Below are 21,273 nucleotides of genomic sequence, written 5' to 3'. Positions count from 1 at the left end.
AGCACGATCACCGGTCTACGGCTGAAGCTGGCCCGCCTGAGCAGCAAGAAGCCGACGCGCTGTGGTCACCGCCTCAACGCGGCCGATGGTGGCCTGGAGGGCAACTGTGCAGACCACGGCGGCCCCAAAGGCGGGGCCACCACCGAGTGGTTCGGCGAGGACGGCCACCAGGAAGCAGAAGGCGGCGAAGCCCCACAGGCCCCGAAGCACGCCACGCAGTGTCGCCGTGGCGAGGATTGTTCCGCCCCGGGCCAGGGAGAAAGTGGCCACCACACTGGTGCCGATGGGGAATGGCGCAAGCACACCGGTCAGGCTGGGGCCGAGGTGCGCCGCCGCGGTGGTCACCGCGGTGACCAGCACCGCTGTGGCCGCAGCTCGTGCCAGCAGGTCCCACCACGGGGGCTGCGTCAGCTGCAGTGGGCCTGCCTCGGTCTCACTCTCCGCGCACGCGAGGGCTTTCGCGCCGCAGGCTGTCGCGACGAAGGACAGGCCCAACGCGACGACGGGCGTGACCGAAAACCGTGAGAGCGCGAGATCCGCGATCAAGCAGACAAGCCAGGCGAGCGCCAACGTGGCGGCCCAGTGGCCGGTGCGGGACGCCCTGGACAGCAGGGCGAAGACGACCGCGAACAGAGCGAGCGAGACCAGGCCCAACAGCGAGGCCGAAGCGGCCCGTGCGGCAAACACCTGGCCGTGCTCCAGGCAGGTGATGGCGAGGATAGGTCCGGCCACGATCGGCAGCGCGACCAGCGTGCCGGCCAGAGAGGGCCCCCAGCGCCGACCAGCCAGGGACGACATGACGACGAGCGCCGGCGCGAGTAGTAGCTTCAATATCAACATCGACACTGGCGTCATCCTTGCACAACCCCACTTCCGAGCCGCAGGCGTGGGCACCGGAACTGGGGGCACTCGGATGCCACTCCAACAGTCGCACCGGCGACGCTGGCATCAAGCCCGAGCACGGGACTGCCACCACCGTCGACTGACGGCTGTTCGGCCGTCAAGATCGCGATCTACGGCTGGAGTACTAGGCCCGGCTTCGCGGAAGGGAAGCCGGATGTCTTCGGGGCGGGCGCACACTGGAGCGCGAGTCAGCAGGCGCCGGGTGGCGGCCTGGTCCCCGGAGGCAATGGCGGTCTGTGTACGGACCAGTAGGGTGCGGACCGTCACGGCTGGGCCGGTGTGGCTGTCGTCGGCGATCGAGTCGAGGATCGTCCGCGCGGCTTCGTTCTCACCAGCGGCCAGGTGGGCCGGGCTGCGGCCGTAGCGTGTTCCGGCCTTAGCGTCATCTGCTGCAGGGTGTCCATCGCCGCTTGGGGATCCCCTCTGGCCAGGTGCGCGGCGGAGGTGGCCAGGGCCACCCGGTCCTTGACCCAGGGAGAGGGCATCGTGGACCCCGGTCCGGGAGGAGAGCAGCAGTCCGCTGCGTTCGGCCTCGCTGACCGCCTCCTGAGATGCCTCGGCGAGGCTGGGCCAGCCGCGCATCGCCGTCGCCGAACGCCTCAACGGTCCGCGTCCGCCTGTGCCCCTGGGTCTGCGTACTCCGTCCGGTGAACCGCTGCCCTACTGACCCGCTGACGCTCTCCCCCGCCTGGGAACGCGCCGCCCCGCCGGACGGCGCGTTGCGGCGCTCCCGTCCCGGTGAAAACCTGGAGGCGTCATCGTCGGCGTAGTCCCGACGGCACGCCGACTCCCCCCGAGGGAGGCAGTGATGGACGACTCACCCACCGGGACGGTGGTCGTCGGCCTCGACACCAGCGACAACGCCCGAGCCGCACTGGCCTGGGCCGCGCACGAAGCGAAGCTGCGGAACGCCAGGCTCCTTATCGGCCACTCCTGGAGCATGCAGCAGTACCGGCTCCCCGAGGCCTACCGGCGTGACATCGTGGAGGGCACTCACACCGCCGCACAGGAATTCGTCGACAAGGCCGCGGCAGACGTCCGGGCCGACCACCCCGGCCTGGTCGTCGCGGTGGAGCTGGTCGACGAGGCGGCGGTGGAAGGGCTGCTGAACCTGGCCCAGGAGGCGGAGCTGCTCGTCGTCGGCCACCATGGGCTCAACCCGATGCTGACCGTCCTGCTCGGCTCCGTGAGCCAGGGCATCATCGCGCACACCCCGGTTCCCGCCGTGGTGGTGCCGCCCGCCCCGCGCATGGGCGGTCCGGTGGTGCTGGGCGTGGCGCCCGGCGCCGACGCGCCCGTGGAGTTCGCCTTCGCCGAGGCCGAGCGGCGCGGCACACCTCTGCAGGTGATCCGCGCGTGGATGTACCCGCCGGTCATGCCCGGGTACATCGCCGTTCCGCCGGTCGACGAGGCGAAGCGCAACGCCGAGGAGGCGGACGAGCTGGAGCGCCTGCTCGCGCCGAGCCGCGCGGCGCATCCCGGGGTCGAGGTGGAACTGGACATCGGTCTGGCCCTGCCCGAGGAGGCGTTGGTCGACGCCTCCGCGACCGCCTCGCTCACCGTCGTCGGCGCCCACCGCAAACACGCCCGCTACGGGCTCCCGATCGGCCGGGTGCCGCACCGCGTGCTGCATCTGGCGAGGTCGCCGGTGGCAGTCGTCCCGGACTGATCCTTCGGTCAGGGTCAGTCGCCCGAGACCACGGCGACCGGGCAGCGGGCGTGCTGAACCACCGCCTGACTGACCGACCCGAGCCGCCCCACCAGCCCCTGCGGGCGGCCGTGCCGTCCGACGACCACCAACGAGGCGCCGGCTGAGAGGCCGACCAGGTGCTTGGCGGGTCCGGACCTGGCGCTGTCGGGACGGACCGCGCCGGAAGGGAACGTCTCGCGCCGGCCGGCCGGCACCTCCGCCAGCAGCCGGTCCTCCTCCGCTTCGACGTGCCCTTCCTCGGACACGGGCGGTGCGGCATGCCCGTGCCTCACCAGCGGGTACCGCCGGCGTGGGCAACCCACAGCGGAAGCTCCCGTCGCCCGGCCTCCGCGAAGGCGAACCGGCGGACGGCATCCTCCGGTTCCCGGGCGTCGACCCGACGACCACGCCGCCGACGCTGTGGCCGGTCGCACCGTTCGGCCAGGGGACGACCACGACGGGGCAGTCCCCCGTCGCCGCATGCAGCGCGGTCGAACCCACCAGGAGTCCGGGGAACCCCCGAGCCGCGGGTTCCGACCACGAGCAGGTCCGCCGCGTCGGCGGCCTCAGCTCGGCGCCGCGCAGCAGAGCCTCCGACTCGGCCCAGGCCACGGAGGGTCCGTCGTCCACAGGAAAGTCGATCCCGGCCACGATGGGACCGGACATGGTGTTCTCCTCATGGACAGGTTCTCGGGAGCTCAGGTCAGTTGCAGGATCTCGGCCACCGGGCGTCGCGGCGTCGCGGCACCGGGTGGTCCGTAGCCGAGTCGCAGGATGATTTGGACGTAGCCCGGCCCGGTCTCCGGGTCGCGCAGCTGCCAGCGGGTGTCGGGCCACTCGACGGCCTGGTGCAGCACCGAGGCGCGTAGGGCGTGTCCGGTTGCCAGCAGCCAGACCCGCTCCAGTGCCATGCCGGTGCGCACCCAGGCGCTGCGATCGTCGTGCGGTGTGGTGAACGTCGCCAGCTGCGGGAGGGCCTCGAAGCGCTCCGACGCAGGCACCGAGGCGGGCGGGTGTCCGGTGAAGCTGCGGACGGGCACGCGGGCGTCCCGGTCGAGCGGACCCAACGCGGCAGCGGGGATGCCGTCGGCGGCGGGGGCTTCCATCCGCACCCAGCTCCGCGCCTCGGCTTCGCGCGCCGCGTCGGCCGCGGTGCGGCGCTCGGCGTCGGCGGTCAGCGCGAGCACCCGGCGGGTCTCGTACTCCTCCAGCATCGCCAGCACGACGCCTTCCTGGTCGGCCGCCGCGATGAGCTCGCCCACCACCTGCTCCGGGATGTCCCGGTTGGTGAACGGCTGTCTGCTGCTGTGGCGCTGGGCGATGGCGGGAAACAGCTCTGCGTCCCGCGCCGGGCCTGCTCCGGCCACCCTAGGGGTGAAGTCCAGCAGGGCGAGCAGGTCCAGCTGCTCCGGGGCCGGGAGCAGCCGCAGCCGCGCGTCCAGGCCGAGCGCGGCGGCGGCCACCCGAAGGTTGAGTACCGACGCGCCCACGGAGACATGCAACGCGCGGCCCGTCGGATCCGTGGCCGGGACCGCGCGCGACGGGTCTCGGTAGACCGACAGCCCGCGCCGGTCGCGGGAGACACGGAAGCGCCACGGCTGGCTGTTGTGCAGCGACGGAGCCGCTCCACCCGCCGCCGCCAGGAAGGCCAGCTGTTCCGGTGTCAGCGTGTGCTGTGCGTGAGTGTCGTGGGTGTTCTCGGTCATGGCCGGCTCCTGTTCGTGCGGGTCCTGGCGCAGCGTGGGACGAGTGCCTGTCCGGTGACGTCCCACCGGACGTCCACCACTCCCTCGACCGCGCGTGTCAGCCGGGCGGCCACAGGGACGAGCATGGTGTCGGGGAGCCTGCCGGTCAGGGTCACGACGCCGTCCGTGACCTCGACCACGACGTCGATGGCCCCGTCGCCGAAGAGATAGGCGACGACCTCCCTGCGGACCTCCTCCGCGATCTCCTCGTCGGGGCGGAGGAACACCTTGAGCAGGTCCGCGCGGCTGACGACGCCGGCCAGCACACCCCACTCGTCCACCACCGGCAGGCGCTTGACGTGGTGCCGGGCCATCTCGCGGGCTGCCTGCGCGAGGGCCGCGTCGGCGCGCACAGTGACCGCGGGCGAAGTCATCAGCTCAGCGGCCGTGATCGCACTCGCCTTGGCCATGTCCCCCAGGCGGCGCACCTGCTCCGGGCGGCTGGGCTCCTCGTCGCGGAACTCCTCCTTCGGAAGCAGGTCCACCTCGGACACGACGCCGACGACACGGCCCTCCACCGCTGTCACCGGGAGCGCACTGACCTGGCACTGCGCCATCAACGCAACGATGTCCTTGAAGCCGGCCTCTCGGCCGACCGACACCACGGTCTGCGTCATCACATCGCCGACAAAGTGGGGGCTACCGCTCCCGTTCACGGCTGCCACCTCCATCCGATTCGGTGTGCCCCGTGTCCACGGCGTGGAGCAGCAGTTCGCGTCCGGTGAACCGGTTCGGACGGATCCGGACCAGGAGGTCACGGGGCCCGTTCGCCCACGGCTCGGGTTCCCCCTCCAGGATCCCGGAACGGTCGATGTCACGCCGGTCCACCTCGGCGTAGCCGGACACCAGCACGCTCCACCCCTGGGCGACGACGACGTCGGGAGAGTCGACCTCGAGGACGACTCGCCGTCCGGCCGCTGCACAAAGGACACCGCCCTCCTGCGTGCGGAAGAGCAGGATCCCGTCGACGACGCGGTAGTTGACGGGTCGGACGATCAGGGCGCCACCCATCAGGAACACGACCCGGCCCACACCGTGACGGCCCAGACAGCTCCAGCACTCCTCGTCGGACAACTCGACCGTGACGGTGCGTCGGTCGGGGCGGGCCTGGCCGGGTGCCGTCTCCAGGCCGCCGCCGCCCAGAAGTTCCTTACGGGACGTGTCGAGAGCCGCAGCCAGGCGACCGACCTCGCCAGGTCCCAGTTCGGCCGGGCCGGTCTCGACCCACTCGACGACGCCCGGGGACATGCCGGCCCGCCGCGCCACCTCATCGACGCTGAGGCCGAGTTCGTGGCGCCTCAAAGCGACACGTCGACCGAGGTCACCCGGGTGACGGCGACGGAGGGCTTCCTGTGCATCAGCGCGCGATGCTGCGAACATGGCCGTTCCTCCTCCTTCCAGCTTTTTCCGTCACCAGTGCGGAACGACCGCGACAGGACAGCGGGCGTAGTGGAGCGCCGCGTGCGCGACCGGCCCGAGCGCCGACACCGGACGGTGTCGACGTCGGCCGACGACCAGCAGCGAGGCCTTCTCGGCCTCCTCCACCAGGACCCTGGCGGGGTCGCCGGACAGCTCCGCGCTGGTGAACTCCACAGCCGGATACCGGGTGTGTGCCGTCGTCACAGCTTCTCGCAGGGCCAGCGCCTGGTAGTGCTGGACCTCCTGCCGCTCGGACTGTCCGGGCTGAACGGGACCCGCACCCCAGGGCACCGGAGGATGCCAGGCGTGGACGGCGCGCAGCACGACCCCGTGGTCCTGAGCGCTGCGCAGCCCGAACTCGAGCACGGGACCGCAGTCCCCTGACGGATCGACGCCGACGACGATCCGGTAGCCCGGCTCAGCCGCAGCGGCCCGTTGCGGTACCAGGATCACGGGACTCTCGGCCTGGGCGGCGACCGACTGCGCCACCGAACCGAGCAGCAGGGCCGCGAAGCCGCCGCTGCCCCGGGTGCCCAGGACCAGCGTCCCGACCTGGTCGGCGCTGCGCAGCAGCACCCGGTCAACCGGCCCGGTCGGCGTCTCGACGTCCACCCGCAGTCCTGGGTGGGCCCGGTGCAGGGCGTCGGCGAGGCACGTCATCGCATGCAGGGCATGCTCTTCCGCGTCCTTGACCCGGTCGTCGCCCGGCCGGATCCAGAACCCGCCCGGGCGGACGTGGACGAGTCGCACGTTCCGTCGCGTCGCGGCGGCCTCGCGGCCGGCCCAGTCGGCTGCAGCGAGGCTCGCGTCGGAGTCGTCGACTCCGACGATCAGCGAAGGGGTCATCGCCTCGTTCCTTCCCTCAGGCCCGCGGAGGCGGGGTGGCTCACCTCCCAGCGTTCGCCGCGGCCACGGCCGGGGACAGGGCCGACCGGCCCCCACTCCCCCGCCGGGAATGCCTCGGCCACGGTCCTCCGCAGGGCCGCTCGGTCCCTCTCCGCAGGCCCGAAGGGCCCTCGTCCCGCCCGAAGACCATGAGCAGTCGAGTCCGCGCCGAACGGGTGACGGGGCGTCCGCCGCCGCGAGGCGCGGAGCGGCACCCCAAAGCGATGCCGGAGGGCCCGTCCCGGAGCTACGCGGATGGCATGGCGAAGATGCACGAGACCAGGACGCGGTCGCCCACGGCGACGGTGCGCACGCTGTCGCCGACGGCCGTCACCGTGCCGACTGCCTCGTGGCCGAGGACCGGGCCGAAGGCGACCTCGGCACGTCGCCCTTGAGGATCTGCAGGTCCGTTCCGCAGATCGTGACGGCGTCGACCCGGACGACGGCACCCTCCCGGTCCTGGACGGTGGCGTCGGGGACCTCGCCCCAGACACGGCGTCCGGGACCGTGGTGCGTGAGCGCTTTCATGACCGATCGCCCCTTCCGCGGTCACTGCCTCTGCCTCCTCAGGGTTCTCCGCCGCGCACAACGGGGCTTGGGCCGATCGGCCTTGCCCCGGCCGCGTCTCCGGAGCGGGCCGCGCCGGCCGGGGTCAGGCGCCGGTGCGCAACGGCACCCGCCAGCGCAGCTCGGTACCGGACCCGGCCGGGTTCGCGGCGAGGCTGAGCCCGCCGCGGTGCTTCATTGCCCGCTCCTCCAGATTGGCCAGCCCGCTCCGTCGGCCTCCCTCGGGCAGGCCGACGCCGTCGTCGGTGACTGTCAGCACCACCTCCGATGCGGGCCCACCCGTAACTTTCGCGGAGACGTCGACGGCCCTGGCCGAGGCGTGACGAGAAGCGTTGCTCAGCGCCTCCTCCAGCACAGCGAGCACGTCGTCGGCCAGGTCGGCCGGGACGTCCGTGTCCAGGAGGCCCTCCAGCCGGAGCGAAGGCGTGAAGCCGAACGTCGGGATGGAGCGGGAGACGACGTCCACGATCCGGGCTCGCAGACCGCCCGCCTCCTGCGCCGACGAGCGAGCGCGGAGACCGAAGATCGACGTGCGGATGATCTTCACCGTCTCGTCGAGGTCCTCGACCGCCCGGCCGACCCGCTCCGCGGCCTGCGGGTGTGTGATGAACCGCTGCGCGCTCTGCAGGGTCATGCCGGTGGCGAAGATCCGTTGGATCGCCAGATCGTGCAGGTCGCGGGCGATCCGGTCATGGTCCTCCAGCATGGCCAGCTGCTCCGCGTCGCTGCGCCGGGCGGCCAGCTCCAACGCCAGTGCCGCCTGGCCGGCGAAGGCGTTCAGCGGCGCGACATCCGCGGACGTGAACGGGTACAGGCCGACCCGGCGCGCCAGCATCAGCACGCCTCGAGGCCCTTCGGGACCTCGGCCCAGGGGAACAGCCACCGCTGCGCCTAGGCCCGGCCAACGCGGAGGGCCTGCCGTCACCCGCGGGTCATGGGCGATGTCCACGCTGGTGATCGGCTCAGCCGCGGAGAAGGCCGCGCCCATGAACGTCCCCTCCAGGGGCAGCAGCAGGCCGCGGTGCAGCTCCGCGTCCACCCCCTCCGCCAGTTGCACCGCGAGGCCGACGCCGTCAGCGGTCGTCAGGCTGAGGGCGATGACGCCGAGATCCGCCTCGAGGATCTCCAGCGAGGCCTGGACCAGCTCGGCGAGCTCGTCCTGCTCGGACGCGCCGGAGAGCAGCCGGGCCGTGACCTCGCCGCTCGCGAGCAACCAACGCTCGCGCAGCCGCGCGTCGCGGTAGAGACGGGCGTTGTCGATGGCTACGCCGGCGGCGACGGCGAGCGTCTGCAGCACCGACTCGTCCTCGGCGTCGAACTGCCCGCCACCGCGCCTCTCGGTCAGGTAGAGGTTGCCGAAGACTTCGCCGCGCACCCGGATCGGCACACCCAGGAAGCTGCGCATCGGCGGATGATTGGCAGGAAAGCCGACGGAGGCGTGGTGGTGGGAGATGTCACGCAGCCGCAGCGGCTCGGGGTGCCGGATCAGCTCACCGAGGATGCCGTGGCCGGTGGGGAACGGCCCGATCTCCTTGACCTGCTCAGGCGTCAGACCGGTGGTGAGGAACTTGGCCAGCATGCCGCCCTCGCCGATGACACCGAGCGCGGCGTAACGGGCGTCCACGAGCGTCGCGGCGGACTCGACGATCTGCTGCAGCACCTGGTCGAGGTCGAGCTCACGGCCGACGGTGAGAACCGCCTCCAGCAGCGCGTGCACGCGGTCCCGGGTGCCGCGGGCGAGGTCGAGCCGGGACTGCAACTCCGCCAGGAGCTGGTCCAGACGCAGATCCGGAAGCCCCAGAGGTCCCTGCGACGCTTCCTCGGGCACCTGTTCCTCCACCTGGCAGGCGGATCGGCCGGTTACCCGGTCAAGGTCACGCTACCCAGCCGACGCGTCGAGTGCACCAGGTACCGGTCGACTGCCGGTCTGCCCTACGGCTGAGGACGCCTCCCCGGCCCGGGAACCTGAGCCGATCGGGGCACCGGGTGCGGCCGGTCGACCCGTGCCGGTCGGCTCCGATCGCGCGATGATGGGACCGTTCGGCCCTGTCGCAAGTCCCGGCTCCGGCGGGACGATCCTGGGGGTCTCCCGCGCGGCACTTCCCGGACCGGGACCGTGCACATCAAGGACATGGGGTAGAGGAATGGCTGGCGACTCAACCGGCGATGCTGCCGCCGACACGATCCGCGTCTTCCTGCTCGACGACCACGAGGTGGTGCGCCGCGGTGTCCACGACATGCTCGACGCCGAGCCGGGCCTGGAGGTGGTCGGCGAGGCCGCCACCTGCGCGCAGGCGCTGGCCCGGGTCCCTGCCCTGCGCCCTGACGTGGCGGTGCTCGACGTTCGGCTCCCGGACGGGGACGGCATCACCGTCTGCCGGGACCTGCGCTCGCAGCTGCCGGAACTGGCCTGTCTGATGCTCACCTCGTTCGACGACGAGGACGCCCTGCTGGACGCGATCATGGCCGGGGCCTCCGGCTACGTCCTCAAGCAGATCAGCGGCACCAACCTGATCTCCGCCGTACGCACCGTCGGCGCAGGCCAGTCGATGCTCGACCCCGGCGCGACGACCCGGCTCATGTCACGCCTGCGCGGCCAGGCCACCCAGGCCCCACCGCAACCCGACGCCCTCTCCGAGCTGACCGACCGCGAACGCGACATCCTGGCGCTCATCGGCGACGGCCTGACCAACCGCGAGATCGGGCAACGGCTCTACCTGGCCGAGAAGACCGTCAAGAACCACATCTCGCGCATGCTGGCCAAACTCGGCGTGGAACGCCGGGTCCAGGCGGCCGTCATCGCCTCCCATGCCGCCGAACACGCGGCCGAGCACGCCGCGGGCACGAGCGGGACCGGCCGCACCGGCAGGTCCTGACGCACGTCCCTCATGGGGCCGGTCGGCAGGACCGCACGGGCCGTCCGGCCCTCGCACCGGAACCCCCTGGTGGCGACGATCGAACACATGACCTTGCGCACCGAACACCTCGACCGGGGCCGCGCGTTGGAGCTACTGGCCGACGCGCGGACCGGCCGCGTGATCTACACGAGCGCCGCGATGCCCGCGGTGTGGCCGTCTCAGTTCCACATCGCCCCGGACGGCGGCGTGCTGCTGCGCACAGCGACCACCTCGGGGCTCGCCCGGGCCATCGGCGACTCTCTCGTCGCCTTCGAGGCCGACGCGCTCGACCAGACGGACGGCACGGGCTGGTGCGTCACCCTCCTCGGCCGCGCGGTCGTCAGCGCCGAGGATCCCACGACGGACACCCTGGAGATCCACATACTCGCCGAGGCCGTGCACGGCCGCCGGTTCCCGCCGCAGTTCGGCTGACGGCGCCGCGCTGCCGCACCGCTCCGTCTGTGTGGTACCGGCCCGTTGTTCTGGATATTCCAGTCAGGCGCGGCATCCGGTCCTCGTGCGGCGACAACTCCGCGCTACTCACGCCGCCGGACGGCACAGGCCGGGAAGGCCGGTCAGCTCAGCCGCGATCTGAGCCGCGTAGGCGTCGATCCGGGCGCGGTCGCGGAAATCCCCGCCGTGGCCGCCATCGACCATGGCGTGGGCCAGCCAGCCACGCGAGTCCGGGGACAGGCGGCCGCCGAAGGTGACGTGGTCGCGGGCGCGGAGACCGCGCGAAGCGCAGTCCGCGCTGTGGGTGGTAACCATGTCGCCCCTGCTCGCCGAGTCGTCCAGCGGGCCGCTGCTGAAAGTCCAGACCGGGGCGTGGGCCAAGTCGTGGCGGTGACGGCGGGCGAAACGTGAGGCGGAGGGCAGCCACCGGCCCTCGTAGAGAGCAGATCCGAGGACCACCGCGTCCCAACCGGTCGGGTCGAGTGTGTCTGAGACCTCGGCGACAGTGACGTCGAAGTGCTTCTCTCCGTCGCGGAGTCGGGCGGCCAGCCACTCGGCGATCTCGGCGGTCGCTCCGTTGCGGCTGGCGTAGGCGACAAGGACGCCCTTCGCGGGAGGCCGGGTGTCGTGGGTGCTCATCGCCGGCCCTCCTTTGGAACCGCGGACCGTGCGCCTGGGCTGCCGGTGACCGTCCCAACGCCGCCGAGGAAGGTCAGCGGCCCGGGACGTGGGCGCGGGAGCGCGACAGGGACGAACGGACGGAGTGCGGCTACAGGCGTTGTCATGGGTCTCGCCTCCTCAGGGTTCCGACGGCCTCGAAGCGATCGGCCTCACCGGTAGCTTGGCCCTTCTGCCGGGCGGCCAGGCAGGACCGGGCGGGCCCCATCGGGCCGCCGGTCGGCCGCGTCCGGCCGGAACTGTGGGCCGGTCGGCCCTGCCCCGGCGGCGCCGCCGCCCGCCACGGTGGACGGTGAACGGGAAGACGCCGTCGACCGCACTCCCGGAGGGGGAGCCCGACCATGAGCGCACCGCTGACCGACGCCCTAGTCGCCGAGCTGGACGCCCACTGGCGCGCCGCCAACTACCTGGCCGCGGGGCAGATCTACTTGATGGAGAACCCGTTGCTGCGGGAGCCGCTACGCCCCGAGCACATCAAGCCCAGACTGCTCGGGCACTGGGGCACCTCCCCCGGCCTCAACCTCGTGCACACCCACCTCAACCGGGTCATCCGCGACCGCGACCTGGATGCGCTCTGCGTCTGGGGCCCCGGCCACGGCGGACCGGCCGTACTCGCATGCTCCTGGCTGGACGGCAGCTACACCGACCACTACCCGGGCATCACCCGCGACGAGGCCGGCATGGCGCGCCTGTTCCGGCAGTTCTCCTTCCCTGGCGGTGTTCCGTCGCACGTCGCGCCGGAGACGCCCGGGTCGATCCACGAGGGCGGCGAGCTCGGCTACGCACTCGCCCACGCCTACGGGGCCGCGCTCGACAACCCGGGCCTGCTGGTCGCCTGCGTCGTCGGCGACGGCGAGGCGGAGACCGGGCCGCTGGCGGCCTCCTGGCACAGCAACAAGTTCCTCGACCCGGTCCACGACGGCGCGGTGCTGCCGATCCTGCACCTGAACGGATACAAGATCGCCAACCCGACCGTCCTCGCCCGCATCCCCGAGACCGAGCTGGACGAGCTGCTGCGCGGCTACGGCTACACTCCGATCCACGTCACCGGCGACGAGCCCGCCGCCGTGCACCGGGCGCTGGCCGCCGCGTTCGACGACGCCCTGGACGCCATCACCGCGGCCCAGCGGGCCGCACGCACCGAGGGCTCGACCGAACGGCCGCGCTGGCCGATGGTCGTGCTGCGCACGCCGAAGGGCTGGACCGGCCCGGCAGAGGTGGACGGGCTTCCGGTCGAAGGCACCTGGCGTGCCCACCAGGTGCCGCTGGACCAGGTTCGCGAGAACCCCCAACACCTGCGTCAGCTGGAGGCATGGCTGCGCTCCTACCGGCCCGAGGACCTGTTCGACGCCGACGGCCGGCCCACGTCGACCGTCCTCGCGCAGACCCCTTCGGGCGCCCGGCGCCTGGGGTCGAACCCTCACGCCAACGGCGGCGTGCTGCTGCGCGAACTCCCGCTGCGCGAGCTTGAGCGCTTCGCCGTCCCCGTCGACAGGCCCGGCGCCGGCATGCACGAACCCACCCGCGTCCTCGGCGACTACCTCGAACAGGTCATGGCCGACACCGCACAGCGCCGCGACTTCCGCCTCGTCGGCCCGGACGAAACCGCCTCCAACCGGCTGCAGGCCGTCTACCGGGCCACGGGCAAGGCCTGGCAGGCCGAGGTCCTGCCCGTCGACGAGCACCTTGCGCGCGACGGCCGGGTGATGGAAGTGCTCTCCGAGCACCTGTGCCAGGGCTGGCTCGAGGGCTATCTGCTGACCGGACGTCATGGCCTCTTCTCCTGCTACGAGGCGTTCGTGCACATCGTCGACTCGATGGTGAACCAGCACATCAAGTGGCTCCGCACCACCCGGCAGATCCCCTGGCGGGCACCGATCGCCTCACTCACCTACCTGCTCAGCTCGCACGTGTGGCGGCAGGACCACAACGGCTTCTCCCACCAGGACCCCGGCTTCGTCGACCACGTGCTCAACAAGAGCCCCGAAGCCGTCCGCGTCTACCTGCCGCCGGACGCCAACACCCTGCTCAGCGTGGCCGAGCACGTACTGGGCAGCCGCGACTACGTCAACGTCGTCGTCGCCGGCAAACAGCCGTGCTTCGACTGGCTGCCCCTGGATCAGGCCCGCACCCACTGCGCCCGCGGCCTCGGCATCTGGGAGTGGGCAGGCACCGAGCACGGGGACCGCGAGCCGGACGTGGTCCTGGCGTGCGCGGGCGACGTCCCGACCCAGGAGGTGCTCGCCGCCGCGCAGTTGCTGCGGCGGGAGTTGCCGGAGCTGGCCGTGCGGGTGGTCAACGTCGTCGACCTGGCCCGGCTGATGCCCGCCGAGGAGCACCCGCACGGGCTGTCCGACCGAGAGTTCGACGCGGTCTTCACCCGGAACAGGCCGGTGATCTTCGCCTACCACGGCTACCCGTGGCTGATCCACCGCCTCGCCTACCGCCGCGCGGTCCACCCGCAGCTCCACGTGCGCGGCTACAAGGAGTCCGGCACCACGACCACGCCGTTCGACATGGTCGTCCGCAACGACCTGGACCGCTACCGCCTGGTCATGGACGTGATCGACCGCGTCCCCGGCCTCGCCGTCCGGGCCGCGCCGCTGCGGCAGCGGATGGCGGACGTCCGCACGCGCCACGACGCATGGATCCGTGCCCACGGCACCGACCTGCCCGAAGTCGCCGACTGGACCTGGACGGGGTGACCGGCTGTCAGGCCCCGGGCGCCCCTCCGCGGCGACGGGGGCGGAGCGCAGGAGCATGCGGCACAGCCGCCTCCGCACCCTCAAAGTGCCGGGTGCCGCAGTCAGTGCGGCCCGCCTTGACCACCCGGAGGAGCGCCGCTCCCCCCGGCCGGTCCAGCACCTGTCGCGGTCGCGGCAGGCGGAGGCTTTCCTGGGGTCAAGACGGCCTACGGCCGCCAGAACGGAGAAGCACATGTCGCCATCGGACAGCGGGTAGGCCAGTGGGCCCGAGCCGGATTCGCGGCACGCGGACTCCGGCGAGCTGGAGGAGTTGCATCGGCTGATCACCCAGTTGGAGGCCGGTGATGTCCTGCTCATCGGACCGTTCGGCACGGACCAGCCGGCCGAGCGCTTGGTGCGGCCGCGACGTCGGCTGCGCGCCGGACTCGACCAAGGGACCACCCTGATCCTGGGCGTGCTCCTGGGACTGACGCTGCCCCGAGTCGAGGGACGGCCGCGGGTCTCGGCGTCGCGCACGGTCGAGGTGCTCGGGGTGGTCGGCATCGCCGTGTTGAGCGTCAGCAGTGTGTTCTTCTCGCTGTTGTTCCTGGTCGTTCAGTGGGTCGCCGCGAACTTCAGTCCCTGGTTGGCCCTGTCCCGCGCCGATCCGCTGGTATGGCGGGCCTTCGCGTTCGTGATCGGCGTCCTCGCCTTTGCCATCAGCGCAATATTGACGATCGGCACACGTTCCAGGATCCGCTCCAGGCGTTCCGCCTCCTCGCCGGCATCGGGCTGTGCGCGCTGTCACCGGCGGTGAACGACCCCGCCACCGCGGTCCAGGCACTGGACAGCATCGAAGGCCTGCTGCGCCGCCTGCTCGACGCGCGACTGGACGCCGCCTCCGTCCCGGGCGAGAACGGAGCCGTCCGCGTGGTGCTGGCCCTGCCCACCTGGGGCGACTTCCTACGCACCGGGCTCGACGACCTGTGCTGCGCGGCCCTGGACAGCCCCATGGTCCTGGCTCGCGCCGCACGTCTCATGCGCGACCTGCTGGAGGCGGCCCCGCCGCAGCGCGGGACCCACTGCGGGAACGTCTGGCGTGGGTCGAGCAGGAACCGCGTGTCCGGCACCCACCCTTCATGGGCGGCGGCCCCTCCTAGCCGCGACTCTTCCTGATGCCGGCACGCCGCTCACTCGTCCGGCCGCTCCCAGCCACGTCCTGCACGGCCCTCGACGAACGCAGGCCTAGGTTCGGAGCATACGTACCACTCCGCGCGCGAACCGCTCCTGAGCCGCTCGGTCCACAGACGGCGTGGCGAGCGAAGGGCAGGTCATGACCAGTCGCCCCAACATTCTGCTGATCGTCACCGACGAGGAGCGCGTCTCCCTGCCCCGACCGCAGGGTTTTTCCCTGCCTGCCCGGGAGCGGATCGCGGCCCGCGGCACCACCTTCGAGCGCTACTACACGGGCTCGGCGATGTGCAGCTCCGCCAGGTCTGTCATCTACACGGGGCAGCACCTGCCGATCACCGAGATCTACGACAACGACAACATGCCGTACGTCCGCCCGCTCGACCCCGAGCTCGGCACCCTCGGGACGATGCTGCGATCCGCCGGCTACTACACGACGTACCAGGGCAAGTGGCACCTCTCCAACGCCTACATCACCCCGGAGAACCCCGGACCCACCACCGACGCCCTGGAACCCTACGGATTCAGCGAGTTCAACGACTGGGGCGACATCGACGGCGGTGCCTGGGCGGGCCTCAAGATCGACCCCGTCATCGCCGGCCAGGCCGTCAAGTGGCTGCGCGCCCGGGCGCCGGCGGTCAGCAAGGACCAGCCGTGGTTCATGGCCGTCAACTTCGTGAACCCGCACGACATCATGAGCTTCGACTACGGCGGCAGCCCCCAGGTCCAGCTCCCCTTCGGGCTGGCCCACGCCGTTGTGGCTCGCGCCGCCGCCAACATCCCCGTCTACCAACGCCGCTGGGACTTCGACCTGCCCACCAGCCTGCACGACGACCTCTCCGGCGCGGCACCCGCCGTGGCAGAGTACAAGCGGATGCTCGACACCGTCTTCGGACCGGTCGCCGACGACCAGCACTGGTACGACGGCCTCAACTTCTACCTCAACGCCCTGCGCGACGTGGACCGCAGCGTCGAGGTCGTGCTCGACGCGCTGGAGGCGTCCGGACAGGCGGACCACACCGTCGTCGTCTTCACCTCCGACCACGGCGAGATGGCGGGCTCCCACGGCCTGCGCCAAAAGGGCAACCTCGTCTACGACGAGAACTTCCACGTCCCGTTCGTGATCGCCCACCCCGACGTGTCCGGCGGGGCCAAGACCGCGTCGCTCGCCTCCGCAGTCGACCTCGCGCCGACCCTGCTGGAGATCGCCGGGGTGGACACCGCCTCGAAAGCCGACCGGCTCCCGGCGCTCAAGGGCCACTCGCTGATGCCGGCCCTGCACGGGCAGTTGGTGCGCGACGGAGTCCTGACCGCCGTCGAATCGATCACCACGCTCGACGCGTCGTTCTGGTTCGAGTTCGCCGACCCGGAGGCCCCCAAGCGCATCGCCTCCGGCGACCTGCGACCCGACTGGAACAAGCGTGGCTTCCTGCGCGGCTACACCGACAGCCGTTACACCTTCGGCCGCTACTTCTCCCCGATCCACCCCAACCGACCGACCGACAACGAAGCGCTCCTGGCCGACAACGACGTCGTCCTCTACGACCGCGTCCAGGACCCGGCCGAGCTGAACAACCTGGCCGCCGACCCTGCCCACCACGACCTGGTCGAGCACTACCGCGCCCTGCTGGAGGACCTCATCGACGCCGAGATCGGTGCGGACACGCGTGCCTGGGTCACCGAGCGCCCCCGGCTCCTCGGCTGGCCCACCTGGCACGGCGACACCGACCGCCCCGAATCCGTCGCAGGGACGGCAGGAAGCTGAGCGCATCCAGGTGGCACCCACCTGGGTTCGCATTCTCCCGCGCATGGCAGCCCGCAAGAACCGGCGACTCGACCTCGCCCCGCCTACCACAGACCCGCGCAGGGTTCGACATGGTCGTCCGCAACGACCTGGACCGCTACCGCCTGATCACGGACGTCATCGACCGCGTCCCGGGCCCGGCGGCTCGCGCCGCAGGCGTCCGGCGGCACATGGCCGACGTGCGGACCCGCCACCAAGCCTGGATCCACGCCCACGGCACCCGACCTCCCGAAGCTCGCGGACCGGTCCTGGACGGCGTTCCTGCCGGTAGTCGCACGGTTGGCGATGAGAACGACTGCATCAGGGCCGTTCGGCGGGCCACGAGGTCCCGGGCGGCCCTACGGGCGGGTAGGTGGTGCGGCCGACGCTGAAGACAGCGGCACCGCCGCCGCCCGCCGCATTCGCAGGAGCGCGTCATGACCACCACCGTCCTCGACGCCGCCGTTCTGGAAGAGCTCGTCTCCGCCGCCGTCGCCGCCCCGTCCATGCACAACACCCAGCCCTGGCGGTTCCGGCTGCAGCCGCGCACCCGCACCGTCGAGATCCGCGCCGCGCTCAACCGCGAACTGCGCGCCGAGGACCCCGACGGCCGCGGACTGCACGTCTCCGTCGGGTCCGCCGTGTTCAACCTGCGGGTCGCGGTCGCGCACCGGGGGTGGGAGCCCGTGCTCCGGCTACTTCCGGACCCGCACGAGCCACAACTGCTCGCCACCGTCCGGCTGGCGGGCTGTTCGCCCACCGCCGCCGACGCCCTCGCATCCGATCTGTACGCGCAGATCTGGCGTCGCCACTACAGCCGCCAGCCGTTCTCCCCCGACCCGGTCCCGGGCGCGCTGCGGGCGGAGCTGGTCGACGCGGCGCTCAGCGAAGGTGTCCGGCTTCATCTGCCCGACGTGGACGAGGCCCGGCGGTTGCTCGGGCTCACCCGCGAGGCGGAGGCCCGCACGATCACCGACGAGGACCGCCAGGACGAGAGCCGGGCCTGGGTCCGACCCGGCGCCGAGACCGCCTTCGGTATTCCGCCCGAGGCGCTCGGCCCTCAGGATGCGACCGGGCACATGCCGATGCGGGACTTCTCCTCCCTGCGTCCACCAACGCCCATGCCCTCCCGCCCGTTCGAGCGGCACCCGCAGCTGGCCGTCCTGGCCACCGACCACGATCGGCCCGCCGACTGGCTCCGCACTGGCCTGGCCCTCCAGCACGTGCTGCTGCTGGCAACCCGCGCGCAGGTCCGCACCTCGCTGCTGCACCAGGCGGTCGAATGGCCCGACCTGCGCTGGATGCTGCGCGATCCGCGCAACGGCCCGGAACACGTCCAGATCCTCGTCCGCCTCGGCTACGGCCCGGACGGCGCGCCCACTCCGCGTGCCGCCGCCCGCGACGCTTTCGACTGAGCCCGGTCGACCCGCCCCCAGGGCTCGGCCCGCCCGCTGTCCCCTTCGCAAGAAAGCAGCGCACGATGGTCACCTCACCCGAACTCCCCCGCAGCGCCGAGGCATTGCTCGCCGACGGCACCGTCGTCAACATCCGCCCACTCGCCCGGGGCGACCACAACTCGGTCGCGGACCTGCACGCGTACCGGATGTCGCCGGAGAACCAGCGGCTGCGCTTCTTCGGGATCAGCCGCCGCGCACCGGAGCTCACCGCCGACCGGCTCTGCTCGGCCCCGCGTCCGGGCTTCGTCGCGCTGGGTGCGTTCGAGCCGGGCGGCGGGCTGCTACTCGGCGTCGTCGAATGCGAGAGTGGTCCCGAGGACCCGGGCCGGGCCGAGATGGCCGTCGCGGTCGCCGACGACTGGCACCACCGAGGCGTCGCCACCCTGCTCATCGAACACCTGGTGCACGCCGCGCGGGCGCAGGACATCCGCGTCCTGGTCGCCGACGCACTCGCCGACAACCACAAGATGCACAAGGTCTTCACCGACCTCGGCCTGGCCACGAACCGCCGCTGGGCGGACGGCGAGCTCCGGATCGAGGCCGTCCTCGACGAGACCGCCACCCCATATCTGGACGCCGTCGAGGCCCGCGGCAGCCGCGCCGACAACGCCAGCCTCCGCCCGCTGCTACGCCCTCGCTCCGTCGCCGTCGTCGGCGTCTCGCGACGCCCCGGAACCGTCGGCCACAGCCTCCTGCTGAAGATCCGTCACGGAGGCTTCACCGGCTCGCTCTGGCCGGTGAACCCGCACGCCGGGCAGGTCGACGGCCTCCCCTGCTACCCCTCCCTCGACGCCCTGCCAGGCGCACCCGACCTCGCCGTCCTGGCTGTCCCCGCGAACCAGGTCGCCGCCGTGGCCGAGGAGTGCGGACAGCGCGGCGTGCGGGCCCTGGTGGTGGTCACCGCCGGGCTGAGCCACACCCAGTCGACCGGCCTGCTGAGCACCTGCCGCCGCCACAGCATGCGCCTGGTCGGCCCGAACTGCCTGGGACTGGCCGTCACCGACCCGGAGGTGAGCCTCGACGCCGAATTCGGCCGAGCGACGCCGAAGCCCGGCGGAGCGGGCGTCGCCGTGCAGTCCGGCGGCGTCGGGATCGCGCTGATGGAGCAGCTCGACGCGCTCGGCATCGGCGTCTCCGACTTCGTCTCCCTCGGCGACAAGTACGACGTCAGCGGCAACGACCTGCTCCAGTGGTGGGAGCAGGACGGCCGCACCCGGCTGGCCCTGCTGCACCTGGAGTCCTTCGGCAGTCCCCGCGCCTTCTCCCGCACCGCACGCCGGGTCGCCCGGGTCATGCCGATCCTCACCGTGGACGCGGGTCGCTCCGTGGCCGGGCGTCGCGGCGCCGCCTCGCACACCGCCGCGGCGGCCACGCCGACCGTCACCCGCCAGGCGCTGTTCACCCAGGCAGGCATCACCGCGGCCCACTCCATCGCTGAACTCGTCGAAACGGCAGCCCTGCTGGACTCCCAGCCGCTTCCCGGCATCACCGGGACCGTCGCCGTCGTCTCCAACGCGGGCGGCATCGGCGTACTGGCAGCAGACGCCTGCACCGACCACGGCCTGACCGTCCCCGAGCTGCCCGTGCCACTGGCCCTGCGTCTCGCTGAGCTGCTGCCCGAGGGATCGTCCACGGTCAACCCCGTCGACGCCACCGCCGCCGCTCCGACCGGGACACTGGTCGCGGTCGTCGACGCACTTGCGGCGAGCGGCGCTGTAGAGGCGGTGCTGCTCTGCCTGGCGCCGACAGCGCTCGGCACGGTGCAGAGCACCGCAGAGGCGCAGGCACCGCTGCTGGCCGGCCCGGGACGGCGGACCCGTCCGGTCGCGGCCGTGCTGCTGGACCAACGCGAGCCGGTCCGCTTCCTCACCTGCGCCGACGGCACCCGGATCCCCGCCTACGCCGACGCCCAGTCCGCCGCCCGCGCCCTCGCCCAGGCGCTGCGCCGCTCCCTCTGGCTGGCCCAGCCGCTCTCCTCCGTGCCGGAGACTCCCGACTGCCACCCGACCGAGGCCGCGTCAATCGTGAAGCGCTACCTCGGCGATCACCCGGACGGCGGTTGGCTCGAACCACCCTTGGTGGCCCGGCTTCTGGGCTGCTACGGCCTGCCCTTGGCGGACGCGATCTGGTGCGACGACGAGGAGTCCGCCGTCCAGGCCGCTCGCATGCTGGCCCGCACCGGTGAAGGCGGCGAAGTCGTGCTCAAGGCCCACTGGCCCGGCCAGATCCACAAGAGCGACCTCGGCGCGGTCCGGACCACGGCGGCCGTCGACGAACAGGTGCGGACCCTGTACCAGGACTTCGTCGCCCGCTTCGGCGAGCGGATGGACGGTGTGCTCGTCCAGCCGCGCCAGGCGGCCGGGACGGAACTTCTCGCGGGCGTCGTCCAGGACCCGGTCTTCGGTCCGCTCGTCGTCTTCGGCGCCGGCGGCACCACCGCAGACCTGCTCGACGACCGCACCGCCCGGCTGGCGCCGCTCACCGACACCGACATCGGAGCGATGCTCACCTCGCTGCGCACCACGCCCCTGCTCTTCGGCTACCGCGGCCGCCCGCCCGTCGACCGGCAGTCCATCGAGGACCTGCTGGCCCGGCTCAGCCGGATGGCCTCCGACCTCCCCCAGCTGGCCGAGGCCGACCTCAACCCCCTGATCTGCGGCCCCGACGGCGCTGTCTGTGTCGACGCCCGCATCCGCCTCGAACCTCGCCACATCCCCGACCCCTACCTCCGCCGCCTGCGCCGCCTCCCGGACGCCCCGGGCCAGCCAGCCTGACCGCCGATCCTTCCATCCCAGCAAAGGAACTACCGCTACGGTCCGGCACGCATGGGGACGGCTGCGATGCGCGGGTCTGTACGGTCTTCGGCTCTGTCCCGTAATCGGTGGTGACGATCAGTGGCGGGATGTCGTGATCAAGAGTGG

Annotated in this window: 17 protein-coding genes and 2 pseudogenes; 10 read left to right on the top strand and 9 right to left on the bottom strand. The window is 72.1% G+C overall.

From position 1 onward, the window contains the following. Positions 1-15 precede the first annotated feature (15 nt). Positions 16-855: a hypothetical protein gene (locus ABH940_RS28720; protein WP_370071976.1), complete on the bottom strand. Its 840-nt coding sequence runs from the start codon at positions 853-855 to the stop codon at positions 16-18. Positions 856-1,711: 856 nt separating this feature from the next. On the opposite strand from ABH940_RS28720, the gene ABH940_RS28715 reads away from it, so the two are divergent. Continuing rightward, positions 1,712-2,572 carry a universal stress protein gene (locus ABH940_RS28715; protein ID WP_370071974.1) on the top strand — a complete coding sequence of 287 codons (861 nt, stop codon included), beginning with the start codon at positions 1,712-1,714 and terminating at the stop codon, positions 2,570-2,572. 14 nt (positions 2,573-2,586) lie between these two features. Here ABH940_RS28715 and ABH940_RS28710 read toward each other — a convergent pair whose 3' ends face one another. The 7 genes and pseudogenes from ABH940_RS28710 to ABH940_RS28680 form a co-directional block, all read right to left on the bottom strand. After that, positions 2,587-2,859, bottom strand: coding sequence for a universal stress protein (locus tag ABH940_RS28710; protein ID WP_370071973.1), 273 nt, complete (start codon positions 2,857-2,859; stop codon positions 2,587-2,589). 432 nt (positions 2,860-3,291) lie between these two features. After that, positions 3,292-4,299 carry a hypothetical protein gene (locus tag ABH940_RS28705; protein WP_370071972.1) on the bottom strand — a complete coding sequence of 336 codons (1,008 nt, stop codon included), beginning with the start codon at positions 4,297-4,299 and terminating at the stop codon, positions 3,292-3,294. After that, positions 4,296-4,955, bottom strand: coding sequence for a CBS domain-containing protein (locus ABH940_RS28700; protein WP_370106592.1), 660 nt, complete (start codon positions 4,953-4,955; stop codon positions 4,296-4,298). The genes ABH940_RS28705 and ABH940_RS28700 overlap by 4 nt, the downstream gene beginning before the upstream one ends. Positions 4,956-4,977: 22 nt before the next feature. Further along, a complete protein-coding gene (locus tag ABH940_RS28695; RefSeq protein WP_370106585.1) occupies positions 4,978-5,718 on the bottom strand; it encodes a helix-turn-helix domain-containing protein in 741 nt (246 codons plus the stop codon). 30 nt (positions 5,719-5,748) lie between these two features. Further along, on the bottom strand, positions 5,749-6,603 hold the full coding sequence (locus ABH940_RS28690) for a universal stress protein (RefSeq protein WP_370106584.1): 855 nt from the start codon (positions 6,601-6,603) through the stop codon (positions 5,749-5,751). Between the two features lie 301 nt (positions 6,604-6,904). Next, a pseudogene (locus ABH940_RS28685) lies at positions 6,905-7,170 on the bottom strand (alcohol dehydrogenase catalytic domain-containing protein); the annotation flags it as partial. 124 nt (positions 7,171-7,294) lie between these two features. Further along, positions 7,295-9,037 (bottom strand): GAF domain-containing protein, encoded by a 1,743-nt coding sequence (locus ABH940_RS28680; RefSeq protein WP_370071969.1) that lies wholly within the window; start codon positions 9,035-9,037, stop codon positions 7,295-7,297. Between the two features lie 316 nt (positions 9,038-9,353). Here ABH940_RS28680 and ABH940_RS28675 point away from each other — a divergent pair, with 316 nt between their 5' ends. Both ABH940_RS28675 and ABH940_RS28670 read left to right on the top strand, forming a co-directional pair. Continuing rightward, a complete protein-coding gene (locus ABH940_RS28675) occupies positions 9,354-10,085 on the top strand; it encodes a response regulator (protein WP_370071968.1) in 732 nt (243 codons plus the stop codon). A gap of 87 nt (positions 10,086-10,172) precedes the next feature. After that, positions 10,173-10,538 carry a pyridoxamine 5'-phosphate oxidase family protein gene (locus ABH940_RS28670; protein WP_370071967.1) on the top strand — a complete coding sequence of 122 codons (366 nt, stop codon included), beginning with the start codon at positions 10,173-10,175 and terminating at the stop codon, positions 10,536-10,538. Positions 10,539-10,646: 108 nt separating this feature from the next. On the opposite strand, the gene ABH940_RS28665 is transcribed toward ABH940_RS28670, so the two are convergent. Next, positions 10,647-11,198, bottom strand: a complete 552-nt coding sequence (locus tag ABH940_RS28665; RefSeq protein ID WP_370106583.1) for a flavodoxin domain-containing protein — start codon at positions 11,196-11,198, stop codon at positions 10,647-10,649. 380 nt (positions 11,199-11,578) lie between these two features. Here ABH940_RS28665 and ABH940_RS28660 point away from each other — a divergent pair, with 380 nt between their 5' ends. The 7 genes and pseudogenes from ABH940_RS28660 to ABH940_RS28630 all read left to right on the top strand — a co-directional run bounded on the left by ABH940_RS28660 (position 11,579) and on the right by ABH940_RS28630 (position 21,126). Continuing rightward, positions 11,579-13,942 carry a phosphoketolase gene (locus ABH940_RS28660; protein ID WP_370106582.1) on the top strand — a complete coding sequence of 788 codons (2,364 nt, stop codon included), beginning with the start codon at positions 11,579-11,581 and terminating at the stop codon, positions 13,940-13,942. A gap of 310 nt (positions 13,943-14,252) precedes the next feature. After that, positions 14,253-14,738, top strand: a complete 486-nt coding sequence (locus ABH940_RS28655; protein ID WP_370106594.1) for a hypothetical protein — start codon at positions 14,253-14,255, stop codon at positions 14,736-14,738. Further along, positions 14,651-15,097 carry a DUF2254 family protein gene (locus ABH940_RS28650; RefSeq protein WP_370106591.1) on the top strand — a complete coding sequence of 149 codons (447 nt, stop codon included), beginning with the start codon at positions 14,651-14,653 and terminating at the stop codon, positions 15,095-15,097. The genes ABH940_RS28655 and ABH940_RS28650 overlap by 88 nt, the downstream gene beginning before the upstream one ends. Positions 15,098-15,254: 157 nt before the next feature. Further along, positions 15,255-16,877 (top strand): sulfatase-like hydrolase/transferase, encoded by a 1,623-nt coding sequence (locus ABH940_RS28645; protein ID WP_370106581.1) that lies wholly within the window; start codon positions 15,255-15,257, stop codon positions 16,875-16,877. Positions 16,878-16,969: 92 nt separating this feature from the next. Beyond that, positions 16,970-17,174, top strand: a pseudogene (locus ABH940_RS28640) (hypothetical protein); the annotation flags it as partial. Between the two features lie 158 nt (positions 17,175-17,332). Then, entirely contained in the window at positions 17,333-18,310 is a 978-nt protein-coding gene (locus tag ABH940_RS28635; protein ID WP_370106580.1) for a nitroreductase family protein, read from the top strand. A gap of 65 nt (positions 18,311-18,375) precedes the next feature. Continuing rightward, positions 18,376-21,126 carry a GNAT family N-acetyltransferase gene (locus ABH940_RS28630; RefSeq protein ID WP_370106579.1) on the top strand — a complete coding sequence of 917 codons (2,751 nt, stop codon included), beginning with the start codon at positions 18,376-18,378 and terminating at the stop codon, positions 21,124-21,126. Positions 21,127-21,273 lie beyond the last annotated feature (147 nt).

The sequence above is a fragment of the Streptacidiphilus sp. BW17 genome (genome assembly GCF_041262485.1).
In the GTDB taxonomy this organism is placed as follows: domain Bacteria; phylum Actinomycetota; class Actinomycetes; order Streptomycetales; family Streptomycetaceae; genus Streptacidiphilus.
The sequence above is the reverse complement of the archived record's forward strand: the minus strand, read 5'-3'. Positions and strand labels throughout refer to the sequence as shown.

What these genes read in the sequence shown, in the direction of transcription:
- ABH940_RS28720 (WP_370071976.1), bottom strand. Translation starts at nt 855, where the DNA reads ATGACGCCAGTGTCGATGTTGATATTGAAGCTACTACTCGCGCCGGCG.
- ABH940_RS28715 (WP_370071974.1), top strand. Translation starts at nt 1,712, where the DNA reads ATGGACGACTCACCCACCGGGACGGTGGTCGTCGGCCTCGACACCAGC.
- ABH940_RS28705 (WP_370071972.1), bottom strand. Translation starts at nt 4,299, where the DNA reads ATGACCGAGAACACCCACGACACTCACGCACAGCACACGCTGACACCG.
- ABH940_RS28700 (WP_370106592.1), bottom strand. Translation starts at nt 4,955, where the DNA reads ATGACGCAGACCGTGGTGTCGGTCGGCCGAGAGGCCGGCTTCAAGGAC.
- ABH940_RS28695 (WP_370106585.1), bottom strand. Translation starts at nt 5,718, where the DNA reads ATGTTCGCAGCATCGCGCGCTGATGCACAGGAAGCCCTCCGTCGCCGT.
- ABH940_RS28690 (WP_370106584.1), bottom strand. Translation starts at nt 6,603, where the DNA reads ATGACCCCTTCGCTGATCGTCGGAGTCGACGACTCCGACGCGAGCCTC.
- ABH940_RS28675 (WP_370071968.1), top strand. Translation starts at nt 9,354, where the DNA reads ATGGCTGGCGACTCAACCGGCGATGCTGCCGCCGACACGATCCGCGTC.
- ABH940_RS28670 (WP_370071967.1), top strand. Translation starts at nt 10,173, where the DNA reads ATGACCTTGCGCACCGAACACCTCGACCGGGGCCGCGCGTTGGAGCTA.
- ABH940_RS28665 (WP_370106583.1), bottom strand. Translation starts at nt 11,198, where the DNA reads ATGAGCACCCACGACACCCGGCCTCCCGCGAAGGGCGTCCTTGTCGCC.
- ABH940_RS28660 (WP_370106582.1), top strand. Translation starts at nt 11,579, where the DNA reads ATGAGCGCACCGCTGACCGACGCCCTAGTCGCCGAGCTGGACGCCCAC.
- ABH940_RS28645 (WP_370106581.1), top strand. Translation starts at nt 15,255, where the DNA reads ATGACCAGTCGCCCCAACATTCTGCTGATCGTCACCGACGAGGAGCGC.
- ABH940_RS28635 (WP_370106580.1), top strand. Translation starts at nt 17,333, where the DNA reads ATGACCACCACCGTCCTCGACGCCGCCGTTCTGGAAGAGCTCGTCTCC.
- ABH940_RS28630 (WP_370106579.1), top strand. Translation starts at nt 18,376, where the DNA reads ATGGTCACCTCACCCGAACTCCCCCGCAGCGCCGAGGCATTGCTCGCC.